This is a genomic window from Finegoldia dalianensis (assembly GCF_046255015.1).
GTDB classification, from domain to species: domain Bacteria; phylum Bacillota; class Clostridia; order Tissierellales; family Peptoniphilaceae; genus Finegoldia; species Finegoldia magna.
On record NZ_JBDLBQ010000001.1, the window covers coordinates 64,173 to 85,989 of the forward strand.

The 21,817-nt window shown below is 30.3% G+C and carries 21 protein-coding genes and 1 other annotated feature; all 21 genes read left to right on the forward strand.

Translation table 11 applies throughout. The annotated features are described in order from the left end of the window. The first annotated feature begins 4 nt into the window (after positions 1 to 4). Positions 5 to 1,114 carry an FtsW/RodA/SpoVE family cell cycle protein gene (locus tag ABDJ34_RS00420; protein WP_412701032.1) on the forward strand — a complete coding sequence of 370 codons (1,110 nt, stop codon included), beginning with the start codon at positions 5 to 7 and terminating at the stop codon, positions 1,112 to 1,114. Next, positions 1,111 to 2,223 carry an undecaprenyldiphospho-muramoylpentapeptide beta-N-acetylglucosaminyltransferase gene (murG, locus tag ABDJ34_RS00425; protein WP_412701033.1) on the forward strand — a complete coding sequence of 371 codons (1,113 nt, stop codon included), beginning with the start codon at positions 1,111 to 1,113 and terminating at the stop codon, positions 2,221 to 2,223. Before ABDJ34_RS00420 ends, murG begins: the two co-directional genes overlap by 4 nt. Then, positions 2,210 to 2,932: a cell division protein FtsQ/DivIB gene (locus tag ABDJ34_RS00430; RefSeq protein ID WP_412701034.1), complete on the forward strand. Its 723-nt coding sequence runs from the start codon at positions 2,210 to 2,212 to the stop codon at positions 2,930 to 2,932. Before murG ends, ABDJ34_RS00430 begins: the two co-directional genes overlap by 14 nt. 332 nt (positions 2,933 to 3,264) lie before the next feature. Beyond that, entirely contained in the window at positions 3,265 to 4,347 is a 1,083-nt protein-coding gene (ftsZ, locus tag ABDJ34_RS00435) for a cell division protein FtsZ (protein WP_094224593.1), read from the forward strand. Continuing rightward, positions 4,347 to 4,799, forward strand: a complete 453-nt coding sequence (nrdR, locus tag ABDJ34_RS00440; protein WP_002836229.1) for a transcriptional regulator NrdR — start codon at positions 4,347 to 4,349, stop codon at positions 4,797 to 4,799. The genes ftsZ and nrdR overlap by 1 nt, the downstream gene beginning before the upstream one ends. A gap of 93 nt (positions 4,800 to 4,892) precedes the next feature. Then, entirely contained in the window at positions 4,893 to 6,188 is a 1,296-nt protein-coding gene (locus ABDJ34_RS00445) for a replication-associated recombination protein A (RefSeq protein WP_316529803.1), read from the forward strand. After that, on the forward strand, positions 6,185 to 7,570 hold the full coding sequence (gene asnS, locus ABDJ34_RS00450; protein WP_412701035.1) for an asparagine--tRNA ligase: 1,386 nt from the start codon (positions 6,185 to 6,187) through the stop codon (positions 7,568 to 7,570). The genes ABDJ34_RS00445 and asnS overlap by 4 nt, the downstream gene beginning before the upstream one ends. A gap of 47 nt (positions 7,571 to 7,617) precedes the next feature. Next, positions 7,618 to 7,798: a binding site (T-box leader), on the forward strand. A 37-nt stretch (positions 7,799 to 7,835) separates the two neighbouring features. Next, positions 7,836 to 10,244, forward strand: a complete 2,409-nt coding sequence (leuS, locus tag ABDJ34_RS00455) for a leucine--tRNA ligase (protein WP_412701036.1) — start codon at positions 7,836 to 7,838, stop codon at positions 10,242 to 10,244. A gap of 106 nt (positions 10,245 to 10,350) precedes the next feature. Next, positions 10,351 to 10,758, forward strand: a complete 408-nt coding sequence (locus tag ABDJ34_RS00460) for an RrF2 family transcriptional regulator (RefSeq protein WP_002839398.1) — start codon at positions 10,351 to 10,353, stop codon at positions 10,756 to 10,758. 2 nt (positions 10,759 to 10,760) lie between these two features. Next, positions 10,761 to 11,948: an AI-2E family transporter gene (locus ABDJ34_RS00465; RefSeq protein WP_412701037.1), complete on the forward strand. Its 1,188-nt coding sequence runs from the start codon at positions 10,761 to 10,763 to the stop codon at positions 11,946 to 11,948. 10 nt (positions 11,949 to 11,958) lie between these two features. Then, positions 11,959 to 14,580 carry an alanine--tRNA ligase gene (alaS, locus tag ABDJ34_RS00470; protein WP_412701038.1) on the forward strand — a complete coding sequence of 874 codons (2,622 nt, stop codon included), beginning with the start codon at positions 11,959 to 11,961 and terminating at the stop codon, positions 14,578 to 14,580. 13 nt (positions 14,581 to 14,593) lie between these two features. Next, positions 14,594 to 14,860, forward strand: a complete 267-nt coding sequence (locus ABDJ34_RS00475; protein ID WP_094205556.1) for an IreB family regulatory phosphoprotein — start codon at positions 14,594 to 14,596, stop codon at positions 14,858 to 14,860. A gap of 52 nt (positions 14,861 to 14,912) precedes the next feature. After that, the gene (gene ruvX, locus ABDJ34_RS00480) at positions 14,913 to 15,326 is read left to right on the forward strand and encodes a Holliday junction resolvase RuvX (RefSeq protein WP_412701039.1); all 414 of its coding nucleotides are present in this window, start codon (positions 14,913 to 14,915) and stop codon (positions 15,324 to 15,326) included. Positions 15,327 to 15,328: 2 nt separating this feature from the next. Continuing rightward, complete coding sequence (locus tag ABDJ34_RS00485; protein ID WP_094224597.1) at positions 15,329 to 15,571, forward strand: DUF1292 domain-containing protein; 243 nt, start codon at positions 15,329 to 15,331, stop codon at positions 15,569 to 15,571. Further along, positions 15,571 to 16,023, forward strand: coding sequence for a Fur family transcriptional regulator (locus ABDJ34_RS00490; RefSeq protein ID WP_110058108.1), 453 nt, complete (start codon positions 15,571 to 15,573; stop codon positions 16,021 to 16,023). The genes ABDJ34_RS00485 and ABDJ34_RS00490 overlap by 1 nt, the downstream gene beginning before the upstream one ends. Then, a complete protein-coding gene (locus ABDJ34_RS00495) occupies positions 16,024 to 17,691 on the forward strand; it encodes a ribonuclease J (RefSeq protein WP_002836243.1) in 1,668 nt (555 codons plus the stop codon). Position 17,692: 1 nt separating this feature from the next. Continuing rightward, positions 17,693 to 18,031: a YlbF family regulator gene (locus ABDJ34_RS00500; RefSeq protein WP_094203533.1), complete on the forward strand. Its 339-nt coding sequence runs from the start codon at positions 17,693 to 17,695 to the stop codon at positions 18,029 to 18,031. Then, positions 18,024 to 18,668: an O-methyltransferase gene (locus ABDJ34_RS00505; protein WP_094203534.1), complete on the forward strand. Its 645-nt coding sequence runs from the start codon at positions 18,024 to 18,026 to the stop codon at positions 18,666 to 18,668. The genes ABDJ34_RS00500 and ABDJ34_RS00505 overlap by 8 nt, the downstream gene beginning before the upstream one ends. Positions 18,669 to 18,714: 46 nt before the next feature. Then, positions 18,715 to 19,941: a peptidase U32 family protein gene (locus tag ABDJ34_RS00510; protein ID WP_412701040.1), complete on the forward strand. Its 1,227-nt coding sequence runs from the start codon at positions 18,715 to 18,717 to the stop codon at positions 19,939 to 19,941. Between the two features lie 37 nt (positions 19,942 to 19,978). After that, on the forward strand, positions 19,979 to 21,136 hold the full coding sequence (locus ABDJ34_RS00515; RefSeq protein WP_353317080.1) for an HlyD family efflux transporter periplasmic adaptor subunit: 1,158 nt from the start codon (positions 19,979 to 19,981) through the stop codon (positions 21,134 to 21,136). Beyond that, entirely contained in the window at positions 21,136 to 21,816 is a 681-nt protein-coding gene (locus ABDJ34_RS00520; RefSeq protein ID WP_110058103.1) for a YggS family pyridoxal phosphate-dependent enzyme, read from the forward strand. Before ABDJ34_RS00515 ends, ABDJ34_RS00520 begins: the two co-directional genes overlap by 1 nt. The last annotated feature ends 1 nt before the right edge of the window (position 21,817 follow it).

Consider the following 21,817-nt stretch of genomic DNA (forward strand, 5'->3'; position numbering starts at 1 on the left):
AAGCATGAAACTTTCAAAAGATGGGAAAGGTATCTTGTATATAACAATTTTCCTGACAATTTTTGGAATAATTATGGTACTAAGTTCAAGTTGGCCAACGGCAGTTAATGAACATAGAGCTTGGTATTATTATGGACTAAGACAAGGAATTTTTGCATTGCTTGGTTTTATTTTCATGAAATTTACCAGTGTATTTAATAATGAGAATTACAAAAAAAATGCATTATGGATATTTGCTTTTGCAATTTTATTGTGTATGCTTGTCTTTACACCGTTGGGAAAAGAAATAAATTACGCAAAACGTTGGATCAAGATTAAATCATTTAGCTTTATGCCATCGGATATTCTTAAATTTGCATCGATTAACTTAGCAGCAGCTATTGTATCGCAAAATATCAATAAAATTAAAACCTTCAAAGAAGGGTTTTTGAGAATGATTATATTAGTTGCGATATCAGGAGGTGTTGTATTTATCCAGCCCGATTTATCAACAGCAATAGTAATCATAGGAAGTGTTTTTTGCGTATTTATGGTAAGTGGTTTAAATATTAGATACATTATATCTACATTTATAACTGCACTTGTATTTGGATACATATCTATATTTAAAGTAAAAATAGGTTACAGTAGAATTGACAGGATTATAGCTTTTATTGATCCACTGGGGAATTTAGAAGATGAGGGATGGCAATTATCCCAATCGTTGGCAGCAGTGTCTAACGGTAGTTTTCTGGGTAGTGGATTAGGTATGAGTAAACAGAAATTTTTGTATTTATCGCAAGCTCATAACGATTTTATCTTTGCGATTATTTGTGAAGAATTTGGTTTTTTAGGAGCTTTGATTTTAATTGTTGCTTATTTTGCCTTCTTAGTTTTTGGAATCAGAATTGCGATGAAAACAAAATATACTTATTCAAGATTATTGGTATCTGGAATACTTTTCGTAATCGGGATACAAGCGTATGTTAATATGACGGTGGTTACGGGATTAATTCCTCCAACAGGATTGACATTACCATTTATATCGTATGGTGGAACGTCTTTGATGATTATGTTGGCATTAGTAGGGATAATTTTAAATGTAGACAGAAACAATGAAGAGGAGAGACAATGAATATAATAGTATCTGGCGGCGGAACAGGTGGACATATATATCCAGCCATTTCATTAATTGAAGAATTAAAAAAAAGAGATAAAAATAATAAAATACTTTATGTAGGAACTGAAAAAGGATTGGAAAGTAGTATTGTTCCAAAATTGGGAATAGATTTTAAAACTATACATGTTAGAGGAATCCCTAGAAAAATAAATGCGAATTCTTTTAAAGCTTTGAAAGAATTATTCAAAGGATTAAAAGAAGCAAACAAAATTCTTAAAGATTTTAAACCAGATCTTGTTATTGGAACTGGTGGATATGTGAGTGGACCTATATTATACAAAGCCACAAAAACTAAAGCGAAAGTAGCTTTTCACGAACAAAATAGTTTTCCGGGAGTTACTAATAGGATATTATCAAGATATGTTGATAGATATTTTGTCACATTTGAAGAATCTATTAAATACTTCAAAAATCAAGAAAAAGCGGTTGTAACTGGTAATCCAATTAGGAACAGATTTACTGATATTGGAAAAAACAAAGATGCAGCAATTGAACAATACAAAATATCAGAAAACAAAAAAGTTGTATTCATATTTGGCGGATCAAATGGTTCTGAAATATTAAACAAAGCAACACTTGATATGGTTGATAAAATATCTAATCAAGATGTATTTGAGGTAATTTTAGCTACAGGCAAATTAAATTATGATGAGTTTATACAAAAATCAGGAAATGACATTAGAAATTTACACATCTATCCATATATAGATGACATAGATAAAGCTTATTCTGTGTCTGATTTGATCGTTACAAGTAGTGGGGCTATAACACTAGCTGAACTATCCTTCTTGGGTAAAGCGTCAATACTTGTTCCAAAAGCATATACAACAGAAAATCATCAAGAACACAACGCAAGAGCATTTGAAAAAATAGGAGCAAGTAAGGTTATATTGGAAAAAGACGTGAATGCTAATACCCTATTTGACCAAATTAATGAAATATTAAGTGACGATAAATTATTACAAGAACTTTCAGAAAACTCGAAGAAAATGTCTTATCCAACTGCTTGTAAAGATATTGTAGACGAACTTTACAGATTGGTAGAACAAGATGAGAAAGCATAGAGTAGTAATTATTGTAGCAATATCGCTATTGATTGGATTCATAGCGTATTTATGTGCTACACTTGACTATTTTTCAATAAAAAAAATCACAGTTAAAAACAATAAAATAATAAAAATATCTGAAATAAAAGATTATGCTAATTACTCATTAGGCGAAAATATTTTTAGATTTAATAAGAAAAAATTACAGGAAAAAATTAATAAAGATATTTATATTAGAAATGCAAATATCAAGAAGATTTATCCAAATACTATTGAAATAACAGTCGAAGAGGCAAATGATATTTGTTATTTTGAAGTTGGAAAAGATAAAATTTTCGTAGATTCAGATTTTAAAATTGCAAAGAACAAGGATAGAATAGACTATTCAAAAATTGTTAAAATTGTTGGAGCAAATGAAAATTTGTTAAAAATTAGTAATTTAAAATCAGACGAAAAATTTTATGAGTTTTTGTATAATCTTTATTCACACAAAATTTTAGGACAATTAACTGAAATTAACGTCGTAAATTCAAACGATGTAACTATGGTTACAAAAAACGAAATAAAAGTGTTTTTTGGAGATTTAAATGACTCAGAGAAGAAATCAAATAATATTTCGAAGATTTTAAAAGAAATTAGTACTAAAAGTATAAACACAAAAATGCTAGATACTAAAGATCCTCAAAAACCATTTTTGATAAAAGAAAATCTAGAACAAACTGAGTAATTACAGTTTTGGAGTTTGCCTTCTAAAAAAGATTTTATAAGATGCATAAAAAATATGGTGTATTTATAATACATTGGTATATTATTAGTTTTATGATTTAAAAATTACATCAAACTCAAAGAAAAAGCAATAAACTTCAAAAACGTTAGAGATACAAAACAAAATAGCTAAATGTAGCTGAAAATAATTAAATATAATAAAGATTATACTACAAGTACAAAACAAATGAGAAGTGGAAAAACGCTAAATGTCATTAAAAATATTGTTGAACTTGTAGTATAATTAAGTTAAAGAGATTAAAAGGAATTTTAATTACAAATTAGGAGGATGTTATGACTTTTGATATGGAACTAGAAGATAATGATTTAGCCAAAATAAAAGTAATTGGTGTTGGTGGCGGCGGAAATAACGCCGTAAAGAGAATGAAAGAAGAAGGTTTGCAAGGTGTAGAATTTGTTGCAGTTAATACTGACAAACAAATTTTAAATAATTTAGATATTAATACTAAATTGCAAATTGGAAGCAAGATTACAAAGGGTTTGGGAGCCGGAGCTAATCCTGCAGTTGGTATGAAAGCTGCTGAAGAAAGTAGAAACGAAATCGAAGAAGCACTTGACAAAACAGACATGGTATTTGTAACTGCTGGTATGGGTGGTGGAACTGGTACTGGTGCTGCACCAATAGTTGCACAAATCGCAAAAGAAAAAGGAATACTTACAGTTGGTGTTGTAACAAAACCATTTACATTCGAAGGAAGAAAAAGACAAATGCAAGCTGAACAAGGTATCGAAGCTTTGAAGGGAAAAGTTGATACTTTGGTAATTATTCCTAACGATAAATTGTTACAAATTTCAGACAAGAGAACTACAATGTCTGAAGCTTTCATGATGGCTGACGAAGTTCTAATGGATGGTATTCAAGGTATCTCTGATTTAATCGCTGTACCTAACTTAATCAACTTAGACTTTGCAGATGTTAGATCAATTATGTTAAACCAAGGTATTGCTCATATGGGTATTGGTAAAGCAAACGGAGATAATAGAGCAATGGAAGCTGCTAAACTTGCAGTTAAATCTCCTTTATTAGAAACATCAATTGGTGGAGCAAAAGCTGTGTTAATTAACGTTACTGGAAAAGAATTAGGATTATTCGAAGTTAATGAAGCTGCAGAATTAATTAGAGAAGAAGTAGATCCAGATGCTAATATTATATTTGGTGCTGGTATCGATGATTCACTAGGAGATGACATCAAGATTACTGTTATTGCAACAGGATTTGATTCTGACAATCCAATGGCTAACAAATTAAAATCAAACAAAAAAACTGATTCAGTTTCTCAAAAATCAGAAGAAACTTCTGAAAAAGATCACGACGATATAGAAATACCTTCATTCTTGAAGAGAAGAGGATTCTAATGAAATGTCCGTTCTGTAATGCATCTGATACAAAAGTTGTAGATACTAGAGCATCGGAAGATGATAAGATAGTTAGACGAAGGAGAGAATGTATTTCTTGTCACAAAAGATTTACCACTTATGAAAGATATGATTTTAATAACCTTACAGTGGTAAAAAAAGATAAAAACAGAGAAGCTTTTGATAGGGATAAAGTGTATCGTGGAATGAAAAAGTCTTGTGAAAAAAGACCCGTTCCAGATTCAGTGTTGCTTGAGGCTACTAAAGAGATAGAAGTTGAATTAACACATAGCAATAAAAGGGAGGTAGATTCATCTGAAATAGGTGAATTAATAATGAAAAAGCTTAAGAAGATTGACAAGGTGGCATATATTCGTTTTGCTTCTGTGTATAGAGAATTTACAGATGTTAAATCTTTTAACGAGGAAATATCAAAATTAGATAATGAATAAGGTCGGGTAATTATCCGACCTTTAATTTTTATTTAACGATATTTAGTTTTTGTGGTAAGATATAAATAAAATAAATGTTAAAGGGGAAATATTTTGGATTTATTTGAATATAATTTACAATTACAAAAAGAAAATAGTTCGCCGTTAGCAAATAGACTCAGACCTAAAAGTTTGGATAAATATTTTGGACAATCCCATGTGGTTGGAGAAGGAAAGCTTTTGAATAGGTTGATAAAGGCTGATAAAATTCCTTCTATGATTTTTTATGGGCCTCCCGGAACTGGAAAAACAACCTTGGCAGAAATAATTTCGAACCAAACTAATTCGTTGTTCGAAAGATTATCTGCTATTTCTAGTGGAGTTAAAGATATTAGAGAAGTCATTTCAACAGCCAAAAATAATTTGAGTATGTATAATAAAAAGACTGTTTTGTTTATAGACGAAATTCACAGATTTAATAAATCGCAACAAGATGCTTTGCTTGGATATGTTGAAGACGGTACAATTACACTGATAGGTGCTACTACAGAAAATCCATTCTTTGAAGTTAACAAGGCTCTTTTATCTAGATGTCAAATTATCGAGTTGAAACCGTTGACTGATACAGATATTAGAAATATCATAGAAAATGCGCTTACAGAAGATAAAAAGCTTAGAGAAATGAACATTCAAATTGATGAAAAAGCTATTGATGTTCTTGTCAATTCTGCAAATGGAGATGCAAGAAGTGCATTGAATGCTTTGGAAATTGCAGTCGAAAGCTCAGATTTAGTAAATGGATGTTTAATTATAGATGAAGATGCGATAAAAAATTCTGTATTTAAACCTGTGTTGAAATATGACAAAGAAGAAGATCACTATAATGTTATATCGGCATTCATTAAATCTATGAGAGGTTCTGATATTGACGCAGCTTTGTATTATTTAGCAAGAATGATTGAAAGTGGAGAAGATCCTAAATTTATTGCTAGAAGAATGGTGATTTTTGCATCAGAAGATATTGGACTAGCAAATCCAGAAGCTTTGACTGTAGCTATCAATGTGTTCAACGCAGTAAATTTAATAGGGTTACCAGAATGTAGGATAAATTTATCGAATGGTGTAATTTATCTTACATCTAGCGAGAAATCTAATACGTCTTATGTCGCGATTGACAAGGCTTTGGAAGATATTCGACAAAATAAGATTTACGATGTTCCTAGTCATTTAAAAGATGCGCACTATAGTGGGGCAAAATCATTGGATAGGGGAGTTGGATACAAGTATCCGCACAATGACGACTCCTATCAACAATATTTACCAGACGAATTGAAAAATCAAAAATATTACGATCCAAAAGATATTGGATATGAAAGCAAAATATATAAAAAAACGAGGAGTAAAGAATGATATTAATTAGAGATTTAATTAAAGATTACGAAAAATATTCTGACAAAGAAGTTGAAGTTGGAGGTTGGATTAAAAACTCAAGATTCAGTAAGAATGTTGGATTTATTGAACTAAACGATGGAACTTTCTTCAACCCAGTTCAAATAGTAGTAGGAAAAGATAATGAAGATTTTGAAAAGTGTGAAAAGTTAAAATTAAGCTCAGCAATTATTGTTATTGGTAAATTAGTTTTGACTCCAAATTCTAAACAACCTTTTGAAATTCAAGCAGAAAAAATTATAGTTGAAGGAGAATCTACAGATGATTATCCACTTCAAAAGAAGAGACATACTTTTGAATTTTTGAGAACAATATTACATTTAAGACCAAGAACAAATACATTTAATGCTGTATTTAGAGTTAGAAGTAGATTGGCATTTGCTATTCATAAATTCTTTAATGAAAGAGGATTCGTATATGTTCATACGCCAATAATAACAGGTAGTGATGCTGAAGGCGCTGGAGAAATGTTCAGAGTTACAACATTAGATTTAGATAATATTCCAAAAGATGACGATGGAAATGTTGATTTTTCACAAGATTTCTTCTCAAAATCTACTAACTTAACTGTAAGCGGTCAATTACAAGCAGAAGCTTACGCATTAGCATTTAGAAATGTGTATACATTTGGACCAACTTTCAGAAGTGAACACTCTAATACTCCTAGACATGCTGCAGAATTCTGGATGATGGAACCTGAAATATGTTTTGCTGATTTGGATGATGTATGCAATTTGGCTGAAGATATGGTTAGATATATCATAAAAGATGTTATGGAAAATTGTGAAGAAGAAATTAAATTCTTCAACAGTTTTGTAGACAAGAACTTAATTGAAAGATTAACAAAAGTTGCCAATAAATCATTCAAAAAATTAACTTATACTAAAGCTGTTGAAATTTTACAAAAATCAGGAGAAAAATTTGAATATCCTGTTGAATGGGGAATGGATTTACAAACAGAACACGAAAAATATTTGAGTGAAAAAGTTGTTGACGGGCCGGTATTTGTTACTGATTATCCAAAAGAAATCAAGGCGTTCTACATGAGACTTAACGACGACAACAAAACAGTTGCGGCAACAGATCTTTTAGTCCCAGGAATTGGTGAATTAATTGGAGGAAGTCAAAGGGAAGAAAGATACGAATTGTTGGATAAGAAAATGAATGAATTAGGATTCAATAAAGAAGAATACAAATGGTATCTTGATTTAAGAAAATACGGTGGAGTTAAACACGGTGGATTTGGTTTAGGTTTTGAAAGAATGGTTATGTATATGACAGGAATGTCAAACATAAGAGATGTCATTCCATTCCCTAGAACTGTTGGACATTGTGAATACTAATATTGAATTTAATTCTGTTATGTGATATCATAATAGTAAGTTTTTATAATAATATTTGAATAAAAGTAGTAAATAATTAAAAATTTTCAGAGAATTGGTGGTTGGTGCGAATCAATATTTGAGATTATTGAACTTGTTTATTAATAGAATATTCGTATATCTGCGTTAAAGATTTGAGTGGGATTAACCAATAAGAGTGGTACCGCGGAATTTTATTTCGTCTCTTCTTTGTAAGAGGCGAATTTTTTATTATTTGGAGGTAAAAATGGATAGATATAATCCGAATTCAATTGAGAAAAAGTGGCAAAAATATTGGGAAGAAAACAAAACTTTTAAGACTTCTGATGATAAGTCAAAAGAAAAATTCTATGCATTAGTAGAGTTTCCTTATCCTTCTGGACAAGGACTACACGTAGGCCATCCAAGACCATACACTGCATTGGATATCGTTTCAAGAAAAAGAAGAATGCAAGGATATAATGTTTTGTATCCAATGGGTTGGGATGCATTTGGACTTCCTACAGAAAATTTTGCTATTAAAAATAAAATAAGACCTGAAATTGTTACAGAAAATAACATCAAAAACTTCAAAAGACAGATGCAATCAATCGGTTTTTCTTTTGATTGGGACAGAGAAATAAACACAACAGACCCAGATTACTATAAATGGACTCAATGGATTTTCATTCAAATGTTTAAAAAAGGACTTGCATATAAAAAAGAAATGCCTATTAACTGGTGTCCTTCATGTAAAATAGGACTTGCAAATGAAGAAGTAATAAACGGTCATTGCGAAAGATGTGGTGGAGAAGTAATCAGAAAAGTTAAGAATCAATGGATGCTTAAAATAACTGAATACGCTGATAGACTTATAGATGATTTAAAAGATGTTGATTATTTGGATAGAATAAAATCTCAACAAATAAACTGGATTGGAAGATCATACGGTGCAGAAATTAAATTCCCATTAAAAGAAGTTGACGAAAAAATTACTGTTTTTACAACAAGAGCAGATACTATATTTGGTGCAACTTACATGGTTATTTCTGTTGATCATCCTTTGATTGAAAAATATAGTGATCAAATTAAAAATATCGAAGAAATTAGAAGCTACAGACAAGAAGTAGCTAAGAAATCGGAATTAGAAAGAACAGATTTATCTAAAGAAAAGACAGGATACAAAATTGATGGCTTAACAGCAATCAATCCATTGACTAACAAAGAAATTCCTGTTTATGTATCAGATTATGTATTGATGACTTATGGAACAGGTGCTATTATGGCAGTTCCTGCACACGATGACAGAGACTATGAATTTGCTAAAAAATTTAACATTGAAATGATTCCTGTAATTGAAGGATCTGACATAGAAAATTCTGCATTCACTGAAACAAACGAAGGAAATCTTATTAATTCTGAATTTTTGAATGGCTTGAGTGTAAACGAAGCAAAACAAAAAATGTATGAATACATTGAAGAAAAAGAAATAGGTCACAAGAAGACAAACTACAAATTAAGAGATTGGGTATTTTCTAGACAAAGATATTGGGGAGAACCAATTCCATTGGTTTATTGTGAACATTGTGGATGGGTTCCTTTGGAAGAAAAAGATTTACCATTAGTATTGCCTAAGGTCGATAATTATGAACCAACAGATAATGGAGAATCACCACTATCAAATATAGATGAATTTGTTCACACAAAATGTCCAAAATGCGGTAGAGATGCTGTAAGAGAAACTGATACTATGCCACAATGGGCAGGATCTTCTTGGTATTATTTGAGATATACTGATCCACACAATGATGAAGCGATAGCAAGTAAAGAAAATTTAGACTATTATGTTCCAGTTGACTGGTATAACGGTGGAATGGAACACACTACACTTCACTTATTGTATTCAAGATTTTGGCACAAGTTCTTGTATGATATTGGAGTAGTTCCTACAAAAGAACCATATATGAAGAGGACTAGTCATGGAATGATTTTAGGTGACAACAACGAAAAAATGAGTAAGTCTCGTGGTAATGTTGTAAACCCAGATGATATCGTCAGAGATTTTGGTGCAGATACTTTGAGATGTTATGAAATGTTCATTGGAGATTTTGAAAAATCAGCTCCTTGGTCTGAAAATGGAGTTAAAGGTTGTAGAAAATTCTTAGATAAAGTATGGAGAACACAAGAATTAGTGGATGAAGATTCTAATTTTGAAAAAATGGAAACTTTGATTCATCAAACTATTAAAAAAGTTTCAGAAGATTATGAAAACTTAAAATTTAATACAGCAATCGCTCAACTTATGACATTATTGAATGAATTCAACAACTTAGATAAAATTTCTAAAGAACAATATAAGATATTCTTGATATTATTAAATCCTGTTTGCCCTCATATAACAGAAGAAATTTGGCAAAGAATGGGATATGAAGGATATGTTCACGAAGCAAGTTGGCCAGAATATGATGAATCGAAAACTATTTTGGATGTAATAGAACTTCCTATACAAGTAAATGGTAAGTTAAGAACTACTGTAGAGATAGGTAGAGATGCTTCTGAAGATGAAGTTTTTGAAAAAGCTATCAAGGATGATGTTGTAGCAAAATATCTTGAAAACAAAAATGTTGTTAAGAAAATTTATGTAAAAGGTAGAATTTTTAATATAATTGTCAAATAATTTTGGTAATAGTAGATTGAGTTTTCTTAATCTACTATTATTATTGCAATAGGATATTTACACAACTATTTTACTATGATAAAATTTATCATAAATAGGAGGGCTTATGAGATTATCTACGAGAGGAAGATACGGGCTTGCGGCTATGATATATTTAGGCAAAAAATATGGAGATAATCCTGTTAGTTTAAATGAAATATCTAAAGCCACAGGACTTAGTAATAATTATTTAGAACAACTTATACGAGAATTGAAAAAACAAGATTTGGTGATTTCAGTTAGAGGTGTGCAAGGTGGTTATTTATTGAAAAAATCTCCAAAAGAAATTTCAGTAGCTGAAATTTTGGAATGTTTAGAAGAGTTTTTTGGAGTGACAGAATGCTCTGTAGTTCCAGGACTTTGTTCAAGAGAAGACACTTGTCCATCTAGGCTTATTTGGACTCAAATGCACGATGATATGATTAACAGTATAAAAAACGTGAGTTTGCAAGATTTAATTAGCAAAGAGAAATAGATATGCTTATTAATTCTGAATTTTTGCGAAATGCATTAATATTTATAACTATTATTTTCATGGTTTTTGGAACTTATTTTCTGATTACTGTGGGAAATAGTAAAGTAGACGAAAAATACAAAATTGTATTTAATTTTCATAAAATAAAAAAGACTACAATACTAATACTTATATTGCTGGGAATTGCAGCTTTATTTTCAAAATATCCAATCATATATCATACAATTAATACTTTATTGATAGGAATAGTGCTTTCATATATTATAAATCCTTTGGTAAAATATATTGAAAATAAGGGAGTTAAAAGGTCAATAGCTATTTTAATCATTTACGTTATAGTAATCCTCTTGATTATTTTATTGGGGATGATTGTCGTTCCACAAACTATACAACAAATTAAAAAAATGATAATAAGCTTACCTGGCTTTATGTCGGATATTTCTGTGAAACTAAATGCTATCAACAATAAAATATTTAAAGAATATCCTAACGTTAGTAAAATCATGTCTAATGCGATGCAAACAATTAACCAAAAGCTTGGAACAATCCAAACTTCAATCCTGGATAAGCTTTCTCAAACTGGAGATATCACTGGAAATATATTTAGTAATTTACTTAGAATTATTTTAGTCCCAGTAGTAAGTTTTTATATGTTATTAGATAAAGAAAAGTGCATTGATTTTATTATGGGATTTATACCGAGTGAAAATAAAGATAAATTCTTGAGAATTTGCTCTGATATGGATAAAGCTTACAGTGAATTCATTCGTGGAAGATTGATTATGGCAATTTTCGTTGGAGTATTGACTGCTATTGCATTAATCATTATGAAAGTCGATTTTGCAATTATAATTGGAATACTTACTATGGTAGGAGATATTATTCCGTATATTGGTCCTTTTATAGCGGTTACTCCCGCCTTTATCTTGGCTTTTTTGGACAGCCCTTTAAAAGCGGTGGTTGTAGTAATTGTATTTGTTTCTATTCAATGGGTTGAAAATAATATTCTTGCTCCCAAATTATTAGGTTCGAAAATTGGCATTAATCCATTGTTAGTAATTGTTAGTTTGATTATAGGTGGAGGAATGTTTGGAGTTGTAGGTATGATTCTTTCAGTTCCATTCGTTGCTACAGTTAAAATATTATATTTACATTTTAAGGATAAAATTAAAATGTTTTTTAAAAATTAGTGAGGTTATAATGAAAGATTATGGTTTAAATGAAATTAGAAAAAAATTCTTAGATTATTTTGGGGAAAGGGGACATCTTGTGATCAAATCATTTCCTCTTATACCACAAGATGATAAAAGTCTTCTACTTATAAATGCTGGTATGGCTCCTTTGAAGAAGTATTTTACAGGTGAGAAAAAACTAAAAAAAGACAGAGCAACATCTTCACAAAGATGTATCAGAACAGCTGATATTGACGAAGTAGGGAAGACTCAAAGACATGGTACTTTCTTTGAAATGCTTGGTAATTTTTCTTTTGGAGATTATTTCAAAAAAGAAGCTATTACATGGGCTTGGGACTTCTTGACAAATGAATTAGAAGTACCAAAAGATATATTGTGGATAACTGTATATGAAGAAGACGAAGAAGCTTACAATATTTGGGTAAATGATGTAGGAGTTAGTCCAGAAAGAGTTGTTAAATTAGGAAAAGCTGACAACTTCTGGGAACTAGATCAAGGACCTTGTGGACCATGTTCTGAAATTCACGTAGATAGAGGATTTGAATTTGATCCAAGAGAAGATGCAAAACCAGGTGATGAGGGCGAAAGATTCTTGGAAGTATGGAATTTGGTATTCACACAATTCAACAAAACCGCTGACGGAAAATACGAAAGAATTGCTCATCCAAACATAGATACTGGTATGGGTCTTGAAAGAATTACAATGGTTTTGGAAAATGCTGATAATATTTTTGAAATTGGACTTGTAAAAGATATAATCAAAACTATTGAAGAAATTTCAGGCGTAAAATACAAGGAAAATCATCAAAATGATGTATCAATCAGAATTATTGCTGACCACGTACGTGCTATGACATTTTTGATTTATGATGGTGTAATTCCAAGTAATGAGCAAAGAGGATACGTACTAAGAAGACTTATAAGAAGAGCTTGTAGACACGGAAAATTATTGGGAATAAACGACAGTTTTATAGAAAAAGTTATAGATTCTTGCATAAAAGTTTATGAATCTGGATATCCTGAATTAAAAGAAGAAAGAGATAGAATTGTAAAAATAGCTAATGCTGAAGAAAAGAAATTCCAAGAAACTTTGGATTTAGGTTTGAGTATTTTGGATTCTATGCTAAAAGAAACTGAATCAGATGTGTTTAGTGGAGAAAATGCATTTAAATTATATGACACTTATGGATTCCCAATAGATTTAACTAAGGAATTGGTTGGTGAAGTCAACAAAACTGTAGATGAAGATGAATTCAAAAAATTAATGGAAGAACAAAAACAAAGAGCTAGAGGATCAAGAAATGAATCTAACATGGGTTGGTCTTCTGACAAAAAATATGGCGAAGGACTTCCTGAAACAAAATTTGATGGATATGATTCCTTAAAAGATGAAAGTGAAGTTATCGAAATCTACGGTGAAAATGATAATAATTTAAATGCTGAAGATATGGGTATAATAGTATTAGACCGTACAACTTTCTATGGAGAAGGTGGAGGTCAAGTAGGTGATAAGGGAATTATCTATAATGATAATTTCAAAGCTGAAGTTTACGACACGAAAAAAACTGGAAAGAAAGTATTCTTGCATTACGTAAAAGTTATGGAAGGAAGCTTAAATGTAGGCGATAAAGTTACAATCGAAGTAGATGAACTTAATAGAAGAGATATTATGAAAAATCACTCCGCTACACACTTATTGCATCAAGCATTAAAGGATGTTGTAGGAGATCACGTTAATCAAGCTGGTTCTTATGTTGATGGAGAAAGATTAAGATTTGATATTACACATTTTGAAGCAGTTACTAAAGAACAATTAGAAAAAGTTGAACAAATTGTCAATGAAAAAATAGCTTTAGGTATTCCTGTAAAAATTGATGAAATGTCATTAGAACAATCTCAATCAATTGGAGCTAGAGGTCTTTTCGAAGATAAGTATCAAGATGTTGTAAGGGTTGTTCAAATGGGAGATTATTCTAAAGAATTATGTGGAGGAACTCACGTTAAGACAACAAGTGACATTCAAATGTTGAAAATTCTTTCTGAATCAAGTGTAGCTGCAGGTGTCAGAAGAATTGAAGCAATTACTGGTCGCGCAGTATACAAATATTTAAAAGATAGAGATAGTTTGATTGATATTGTTAAGCATTCGTTAAAGGCATCTAATGAAGATGAAATCACAAGAAGAATTGAAATGAACACTGAAGAAATTAAAGAATTGAAGAAAAAACTTAAAGATATAACAAATAAGGATTTATCTTCAAATATTGATTCAGTTATTAATGATGCTGTAGAGGTTAATGGTACAAAAGTTTGCACATTTGAATTAAGTGGTTTGGACAATAATTCATTTAGGGATTTTGGAGAAAATATTAAATCAAAATTAGAAGATGGAGTTGTAATACTAGCTAATTCAGATGATTTAAAAGTATCATTTATAGCTTTAGTTACGGATTCTGCAGTTAAAAAAGGTGTATTTGCAGGAGATATTGTAAGAGAAGTTGCCAAAATATGCGGTGGAAATGGCGGCGGACGTAAAGATTTTGCACAAGCTGGTGCAAAAGATAACTCTAAAGTTAATGAAGCACTACAAAAGGGAATTGAAACAGTAAGATCAAAAATTAATGCTTAAAGGAGGCAAAAAAATGGAAGGTAAGGATTTAAACCATACGGTTAGATTTGAAGCATCAAAACTTGAACAGAAATCAATAAAGGAAACTTTGAAGAAAGTTTACCAAGCTTTAGAGGAAAAAGGATATGATCCTAAAAATCAAATTATTGGATATATATTATCAGGTGATCCTACTTACATTACAAGCTTTAATAATGCGAGAAATTTGATTAGACAAATAGATCGAGATGATTTATTGGGAGAAATGCTAGAAGTTTATTTGAACGAAATAGATAAATAAAGGATAATGTAGAGCTGTTACTTGTAACAGCTCTCAAAATATGTAAATAATTATGGAAAGATATATTGGACTTGATGTGGGAGATAGAACTATTGGTATCGCTATAAGTGATCCATTCTTATTGACTGCCCAATCTTTGATGACTATTAAGAGAAAAAGCAAGATTGAAGACATAGAAATCATAAATGATATAATTAAAGAAAAGGAAGTCAGTAAAATTATAGTAGGTCTACCTAAAAATATGAATAATACTATTGGCCCTCAAGCTAAAAAAGTTAAAACATTTGTAAAAGAACTAAGAAAACACACTGATCTAGATATTGAATATGTTGACGAGAGACTTACAACAATCAGTGCTACAAGAGTATTGATTGAACAAAATGTCTCAAGAAAAAAAAGGAAAGATGTAATTGATAGTGTTGCAGCTACTTATATTCTGCAAACTTATTTGGATATGGGAAAATAATTATGGAAACTATAAAATTATACGATGAAAATAACAATGAAAAAGAATTTAAAATAATAAATACATTTGGTATGGACGATGATAATTATTGCGTATTAGAAGATGTATTAAATGGAGAAAATGTTATTTTGAAATATATAGAAAATGAGGAACAAGTTGAATTTATTGGATTAGAAAATGAGCAAGAATTAAACGATGCTATTGAAGCATACGAAGATCTAATGAATTCACAAAAGGAGCAATAATGAACATAGAAACATTGAAAACTAAGCTAATCAATGCGGGATATAAAGTTACTAAGCAAAGAGAAGTAATTTTTGAAGCGTTGTTAGAAAATATGGATTCACACCTATCTCCGGAAGAATTGAACGAAATAGTAAGCAAAAAAGATCCGGAGATTGGAATAGCTACGGTTTATAGAACTTTATTAATTTTTGAAGAACTTAACTTGGTTTACAAGTTAGATTTTGATGATAAAAGATACAGATATGAATTGGTAGATGAGGATGAAGACCATCATCATCACCATATAATATGCACGAATTGTGGTAAAGTTGACGAAGTGAAATACGATTTATTAGAAGATATCGAAAAGCAAATAAGCAAGGATTACAACTTCGATATCCAAAATCACGATTTAAAGTTTTATGGAATATGTTCTGATTGCCAAGAAAAAATTAAAAATGAGGAGAAATAAATGGCAAAAAAGAATATTGATAAATTAAAAGTTATTCCACTAGGAGGACTTAACGAAATAGGAAAGAACATGACAGTAATTGAATACAAAGATGATATTATTGTTGTGGATTGTGGAATGACATTTCCAGATGAAGAAATGTTGGGAGTTGATATAGTAATCCCAGATATTTCTTATCTAGAAAAAAACAAGGAAAAAATCAGAGGCATTGTAATTACTCACGGTCACGAAGATCATATCGGGGCAATTCCTTATGTATTAAAAAAATTAGACGTTCCTGTTTATGGTACAAAACTTACAATGGGACTTTTAGAAAACAAAATATTGGAGCACAAGTTAAGCTTGAAGTCACTTCACACAGTTGATTATAAGAAATCAATAAAACTTGGAGCATTTAGCGTAGAATTTGTAAAAGTATGTCACTCAATTCCTGATGCTGCAAGTTTATCTATAACAACTCCTGTGGGAGTTTTGTTCTTTACTGGTGATTTTAAAATTGACTACACTCCAATTGATAACAATAGAATGGATTTTGGTAGAATTGCTGCCATTGGAAACAAGGGTGTCCTTGCACTTTTTGCTGATAGTACAAATGTTGAAAGACAAGGCTATACTTTAAGCGAAAAAAGCGTGGGAAAAACATTTATAAATTTATTTGATGATGCACCTGCTAGAATAATTGTAGCTACTTTTGCGTCTAATGTTCACAGAATTCAACAAGTTATTTCAGCAGCTGAACATTTCAATAAGAGAGTGGCGCTTTCGGGCAGATCAATGATCAACACTGTTAATGTAGCTCGTGAGTTGGGATACATTAAAGTTAATGAAAAAACTATTATTGATATAAATGATATCAATAGATACCGTCCAAACGAAATAGTTCTTCTAACAACTGGTTCTCAAGGGGAGCCTATGAGTGCAATGACAAGAATGGCCAATGGAACTCATAGAAAAGTTCATTTGGATCCAACAGATACAGTTATTTTATCTGCAACACCAATTCCAGGAAATGATAATCAAGTTAGCTCAGTTATCAATAAATTAATGGAAATGGGAGTAAAAGTTATTTATTCTTCCTTGGCTGACGTGCATGTTAGTGGACACGCTTGTCAGGAAGAATTAAAGTTGATGCATTCATTAGTCAGACCTAAATTTTTTGTTCCACTTCATGGTGAAATGAGACATTTGAAATGTCATGCGAATTTAGCACTTGATCTTGGAATGAAAGAAAAAGATATAGTTATCGCTGATAATGGTAATACTATAGAATTTACAAGAAAAAGTATTAACCTTGTTGACACTAAATTTGCAAGTAATATTTTAGTAGATGGACTTGGAGTAGGAGATGTGGGAAATGTTGTATTACGAGATAGAAGACATTTATCAGAAGATGGACTAATAGTTGTAGTAATTACTTTAGATGCTAGAAATAAAGAAGTTATAGCTGGTCCTGACATCATTTCAAGAGGATTTGTATATGTTAAAGAAAATAATGATTTAATGGAAGATTGCAAATCTGTTGTCCAAAAAGTCCTAGATGAATGTTATACAAAAAATATATATGACTGGTCTACTCTTAAACACAATATAAGAGAAACACTAAAGAAATTCTTGTATCAAGAAATTAAGAGAAATCCGATGATATTGCCAGTAATAATGGAGGTATAATATGGAATATAAGAAAAAAGCTGAAGAATTAGCACAAATGTTGAACAATTCTCAGGAGTTTCAAGAGCTCAAAAAACTTCATAAAGAAGTTTATAAGAAGAATGAAACTAACAAAAATATGATAGATGATTTTAAAAAGCATCTTTTTGAGTATCAATTAAAAATTCAACAAACAGGAAAAGAAGATCCTGAAGATGTACAAAAACTTCAAAACTTACAAAATATTATCATGACAAATCACGATATAGCAGCTTATTTACAAGCAGATGCAAGATTTTCTATGATTTTGAAAGATGTCTACGATGCATTAGAAGGTGGCATAAAATTAGAAGATGAATAGTATTGTAAATGAACAACTACAAGATTATTTAAGACAATTATCAAAAAGTAACGATGAAACTATTTTAGAACTAGAAGAATTTGCTAAGAATAATCATATACCGATAGTTGAACCAGAAGTTAGACAGCTATTAAAGATGATTTTACTGACAGAACAGCCAAAATCTATTTTAGAAATAGGCACAGCTATTGGATATAGTTCAATTGTCATGAAAAAAACATGTCCTGATGCAAAGATTACTACTGTTGAAAATTACGAAAAGAACGCAAATTTTGCCAGAGAAAACTTTGAAAAGTATGGCTATGACGATATCGAATTAATATTTGGAGACGGATACGAAGTAATGAAAAATATGGATACAAAATTTGATTTGATATTTATCGATGCTGCTAAAGGACAATATATAAAATATTTTGAAGAAGCTGTACGATTATCTAACAAAAATTCAGTTATTGTATGTGACAATGTTTTGTTTAGAGGAATGGTATGCGAAAAAGAATTCTATGAACATAGACACAGAAAGATAACAATTGTTAAGAGATTAAGAGAATTTTTAGAAATTATTTCTGATAGTTCAAAATACGATACAACTATAATTCCAATAGATGATGGAATGAGCATAACTAAATTAAAATAGCGATAGTCGGAAGTCTATGATTTCCGACTATTTTTGAGGAGATTAAATGAAAAAAGTTGAATTATTAGCACCGGCAGGTGATTTAGATAAATTAAAAACAGCCATAGATTATGGCGCAGATGCAGTGTATATGGCAGGTCCTGACTATGGTTTGAGAACTGCATCTAAAAATTTCACATTAGATGATATGAAAGAAGCAGTAGAATACGCTCATAGTCGAGACAAGAAAATATATATAACTATGAATATATTAGCCCACAATGACGATTTGAAAGGGATTGAAGACTACATTCAAAGCTTAATCGATATTAATGTAGATGCTCTTATTGTTTCTGATCCAGGAATTTATTCTATTATTAGAAGTATTAATCAAGATATTGAAGTTCACATGTCAACACAAGCATCTGTGACAAATTTTAGAACAGTAAAATATTGGATGGATCAAGGAATCAAACGAATTGTTTTGGCTCGCGAATTATCTTTGAAAGAAATTCAAGACATCAAGAAAAATATTCCTGATTCTGAATTAGAATGTTTTGTACACGGAGCGATGTGTATGTCTTATTCGGGAAGATGTTTATTGAGTAACTACATGACAGGAAGAGATGCAAACAGAGGAGACTGCGCACAAGCATGTAGATGGAAGTACAGACTTGTTGAAGAAAAAAGACCTGGAGAATATTTTCCGATTGAAGAAGATGAGAAAGGAACTTTTATTTTCAATTCAAAAGATTTGTGTATGATTGAGCATTTAGATAAATTAATCGAGGCAGGAATTGATAGTTTGAAAATAGAAGGTAGAGTAAAGAGTCAATACTATGTAGCTACGGTAGTTAGAAGCTATAGAATTGCTATTGACAAATATTACAATAATGAATTTGACGGACAAACAGCGAAGAGACTTTTAGAAGAGATTAAAAAAGTTTCTTATAGAGATTTTACTACAGGATTTTTTGAAAAAAAACCTGATGAAAATGACCAATTGTACGAATCATCCTCTTACATTAGAAAATATGATTTTGTCGGATTATTATTGGATTATGATGAAGAAAATAATATTGCGACTTTTGAACAAAGAAATAGAATTTTCAAAGGAGACGAAGTAGAAATTTTTGGACCAGAAGATGGATTTATTACCACGAAGATCGAAAAAATGTATGATGAAAAAATGAATGAAATTGAAGTGGCAAATAAGGCTCAACAAATTTTTAAAATAAAGATTGATCAAAAACTTCAACCGAATTCTATGATGAGAAAAAAGAGTGATAATTAATTTTGGAATGTAATTTATACTATGATATAATCAGATTATGAAAACGAAAAAACTTAACAAAAAAGAATTTTTTATAATAATTATTTCTTTTTTACTATTAGTATTTATTGTTCACAATTTATTAGGTTTTTTATTCAAAAGAAACTTATATCTTGTGAACGATATTTCCAAAATAAAAAACGAAATAAATGTAAATGCTCTTGTTCTAAAAGATGAGTACATTTATTTAAATGATGTGGGTACGAAAGCGGCTGAAAATGTCAAATATCCTGTGGGATCTAATGTAATAAACGTACCGAAAGATATTAACCTACAAATGAGTACAAAATATATAGATGACAAATTGAACGATTTGGAAATAAATCACGCAGATAAGACTACAAGTAAATTTGAGATTAAAGATACAGATATTAAAACACTATCAAATTCTATAAGAAATAGAAACTTTGATGATAAGTTTCTGTCTGAATATGATAAGAAAAAGAATATAACAGAAGAAGAGTATTTTCATTCTAAAAAAGAATTGGAAATATTGAAACAAGTTTTAAATTCAAAATCATCTACTGTAAAGACAACAGTTAGTGGAGTGTTAAAAAACAATATTGATAATTATGAAAACTTTGTAGGATATAATTCTTCAAGTATTATGGGTAGTGATTTTTATCTAAGAGATATAGATGAAAGTTATACTTCTAAAGGCTTATCAGTAGTTGATAGTATGAATTTGTCTTTGGCCTTTGATGTGGAAAGTTCTAAGTTAAATAGAAATTTAAAAAATAACGACGAAATAGAAATCCATGTTGATAAAAACGAATATTCAGCGCATATAAAAGACATAAAAGTAAATGGAGATATCATAACTATTGTATGCGATATGAATGATGGTATTAATTATTTAATGAATAAAAGATTTGTGCCTATAACTATGATTGATAAAAAAACAAAAGTATTCAAAATACCTAACAAGTCAATTATTACAAAAGATTCTACACAAGGCGTTTACATCAAAAAAGAGACAGGAATTATAAAATTTGTAGCTGTAAAAGTTTTAAAAACTGATGATAAATTTGCTTATGTTTCAACGGGTATTGATGGACAGATTGATGTTAATAACAGAAAAGTAAACACTTTGGAGTTATACGATTATATTGTAAAAAATCCAAGGTTTGTCAAAGAGGGGGAACTTTTAAAATAATGAGTATTAAAGACAATCTAAATGAAGTTAATGAAAATTTGAAAAAATTTGCATCTCATGGAGAAACACCACAACTTATTGCGGTTACAAAAACTGTGGACATCGACAGGATTAAGGAAGCTATTGATTGTGGAGTAACTGATATTGGTGAAAACAAGCCCCAAGAAATGAGCTGGAAATATGATGAATTAAAAGATTGTGTTAATTATCATATGATTGGTCATTTGCAATCTAATAAAGTTAAAGATGTTGTAGGAAAAGCTTGTTTGATTCATTCATTAGATAGAATGAGTGTTTTAAAAGAAATAGAAAAAAGAGCTCGTGCAATTAATAAACCGCAAGATTGCTTGATTCAATTAAACGTTGCAGAAGAAGAGCAAAAATCTGGTTTATATCTTGATGATTTGGATTCTTTTATTGAAGAAATAGAAAGAAGAGAGTTCGTCAAAGTAAAAGGATTGATGAGCATTGCTCCATTTGCAGAAGATCCTGAAGAAATTAGATGGGTTTTCAAGAAAATGAGAGAAATTTATGATAAAATAAAAAATACAGAATACAAAAATATAGAAATGAAATACTTATCAATGGGAATGAGCCACGACTACAAAGTAGCGCTTGAAGAAGGATCCAATATGGTAAGAGTTGGAAGCTTTATTTTTGGCAAAAGAAATTACAATTAGG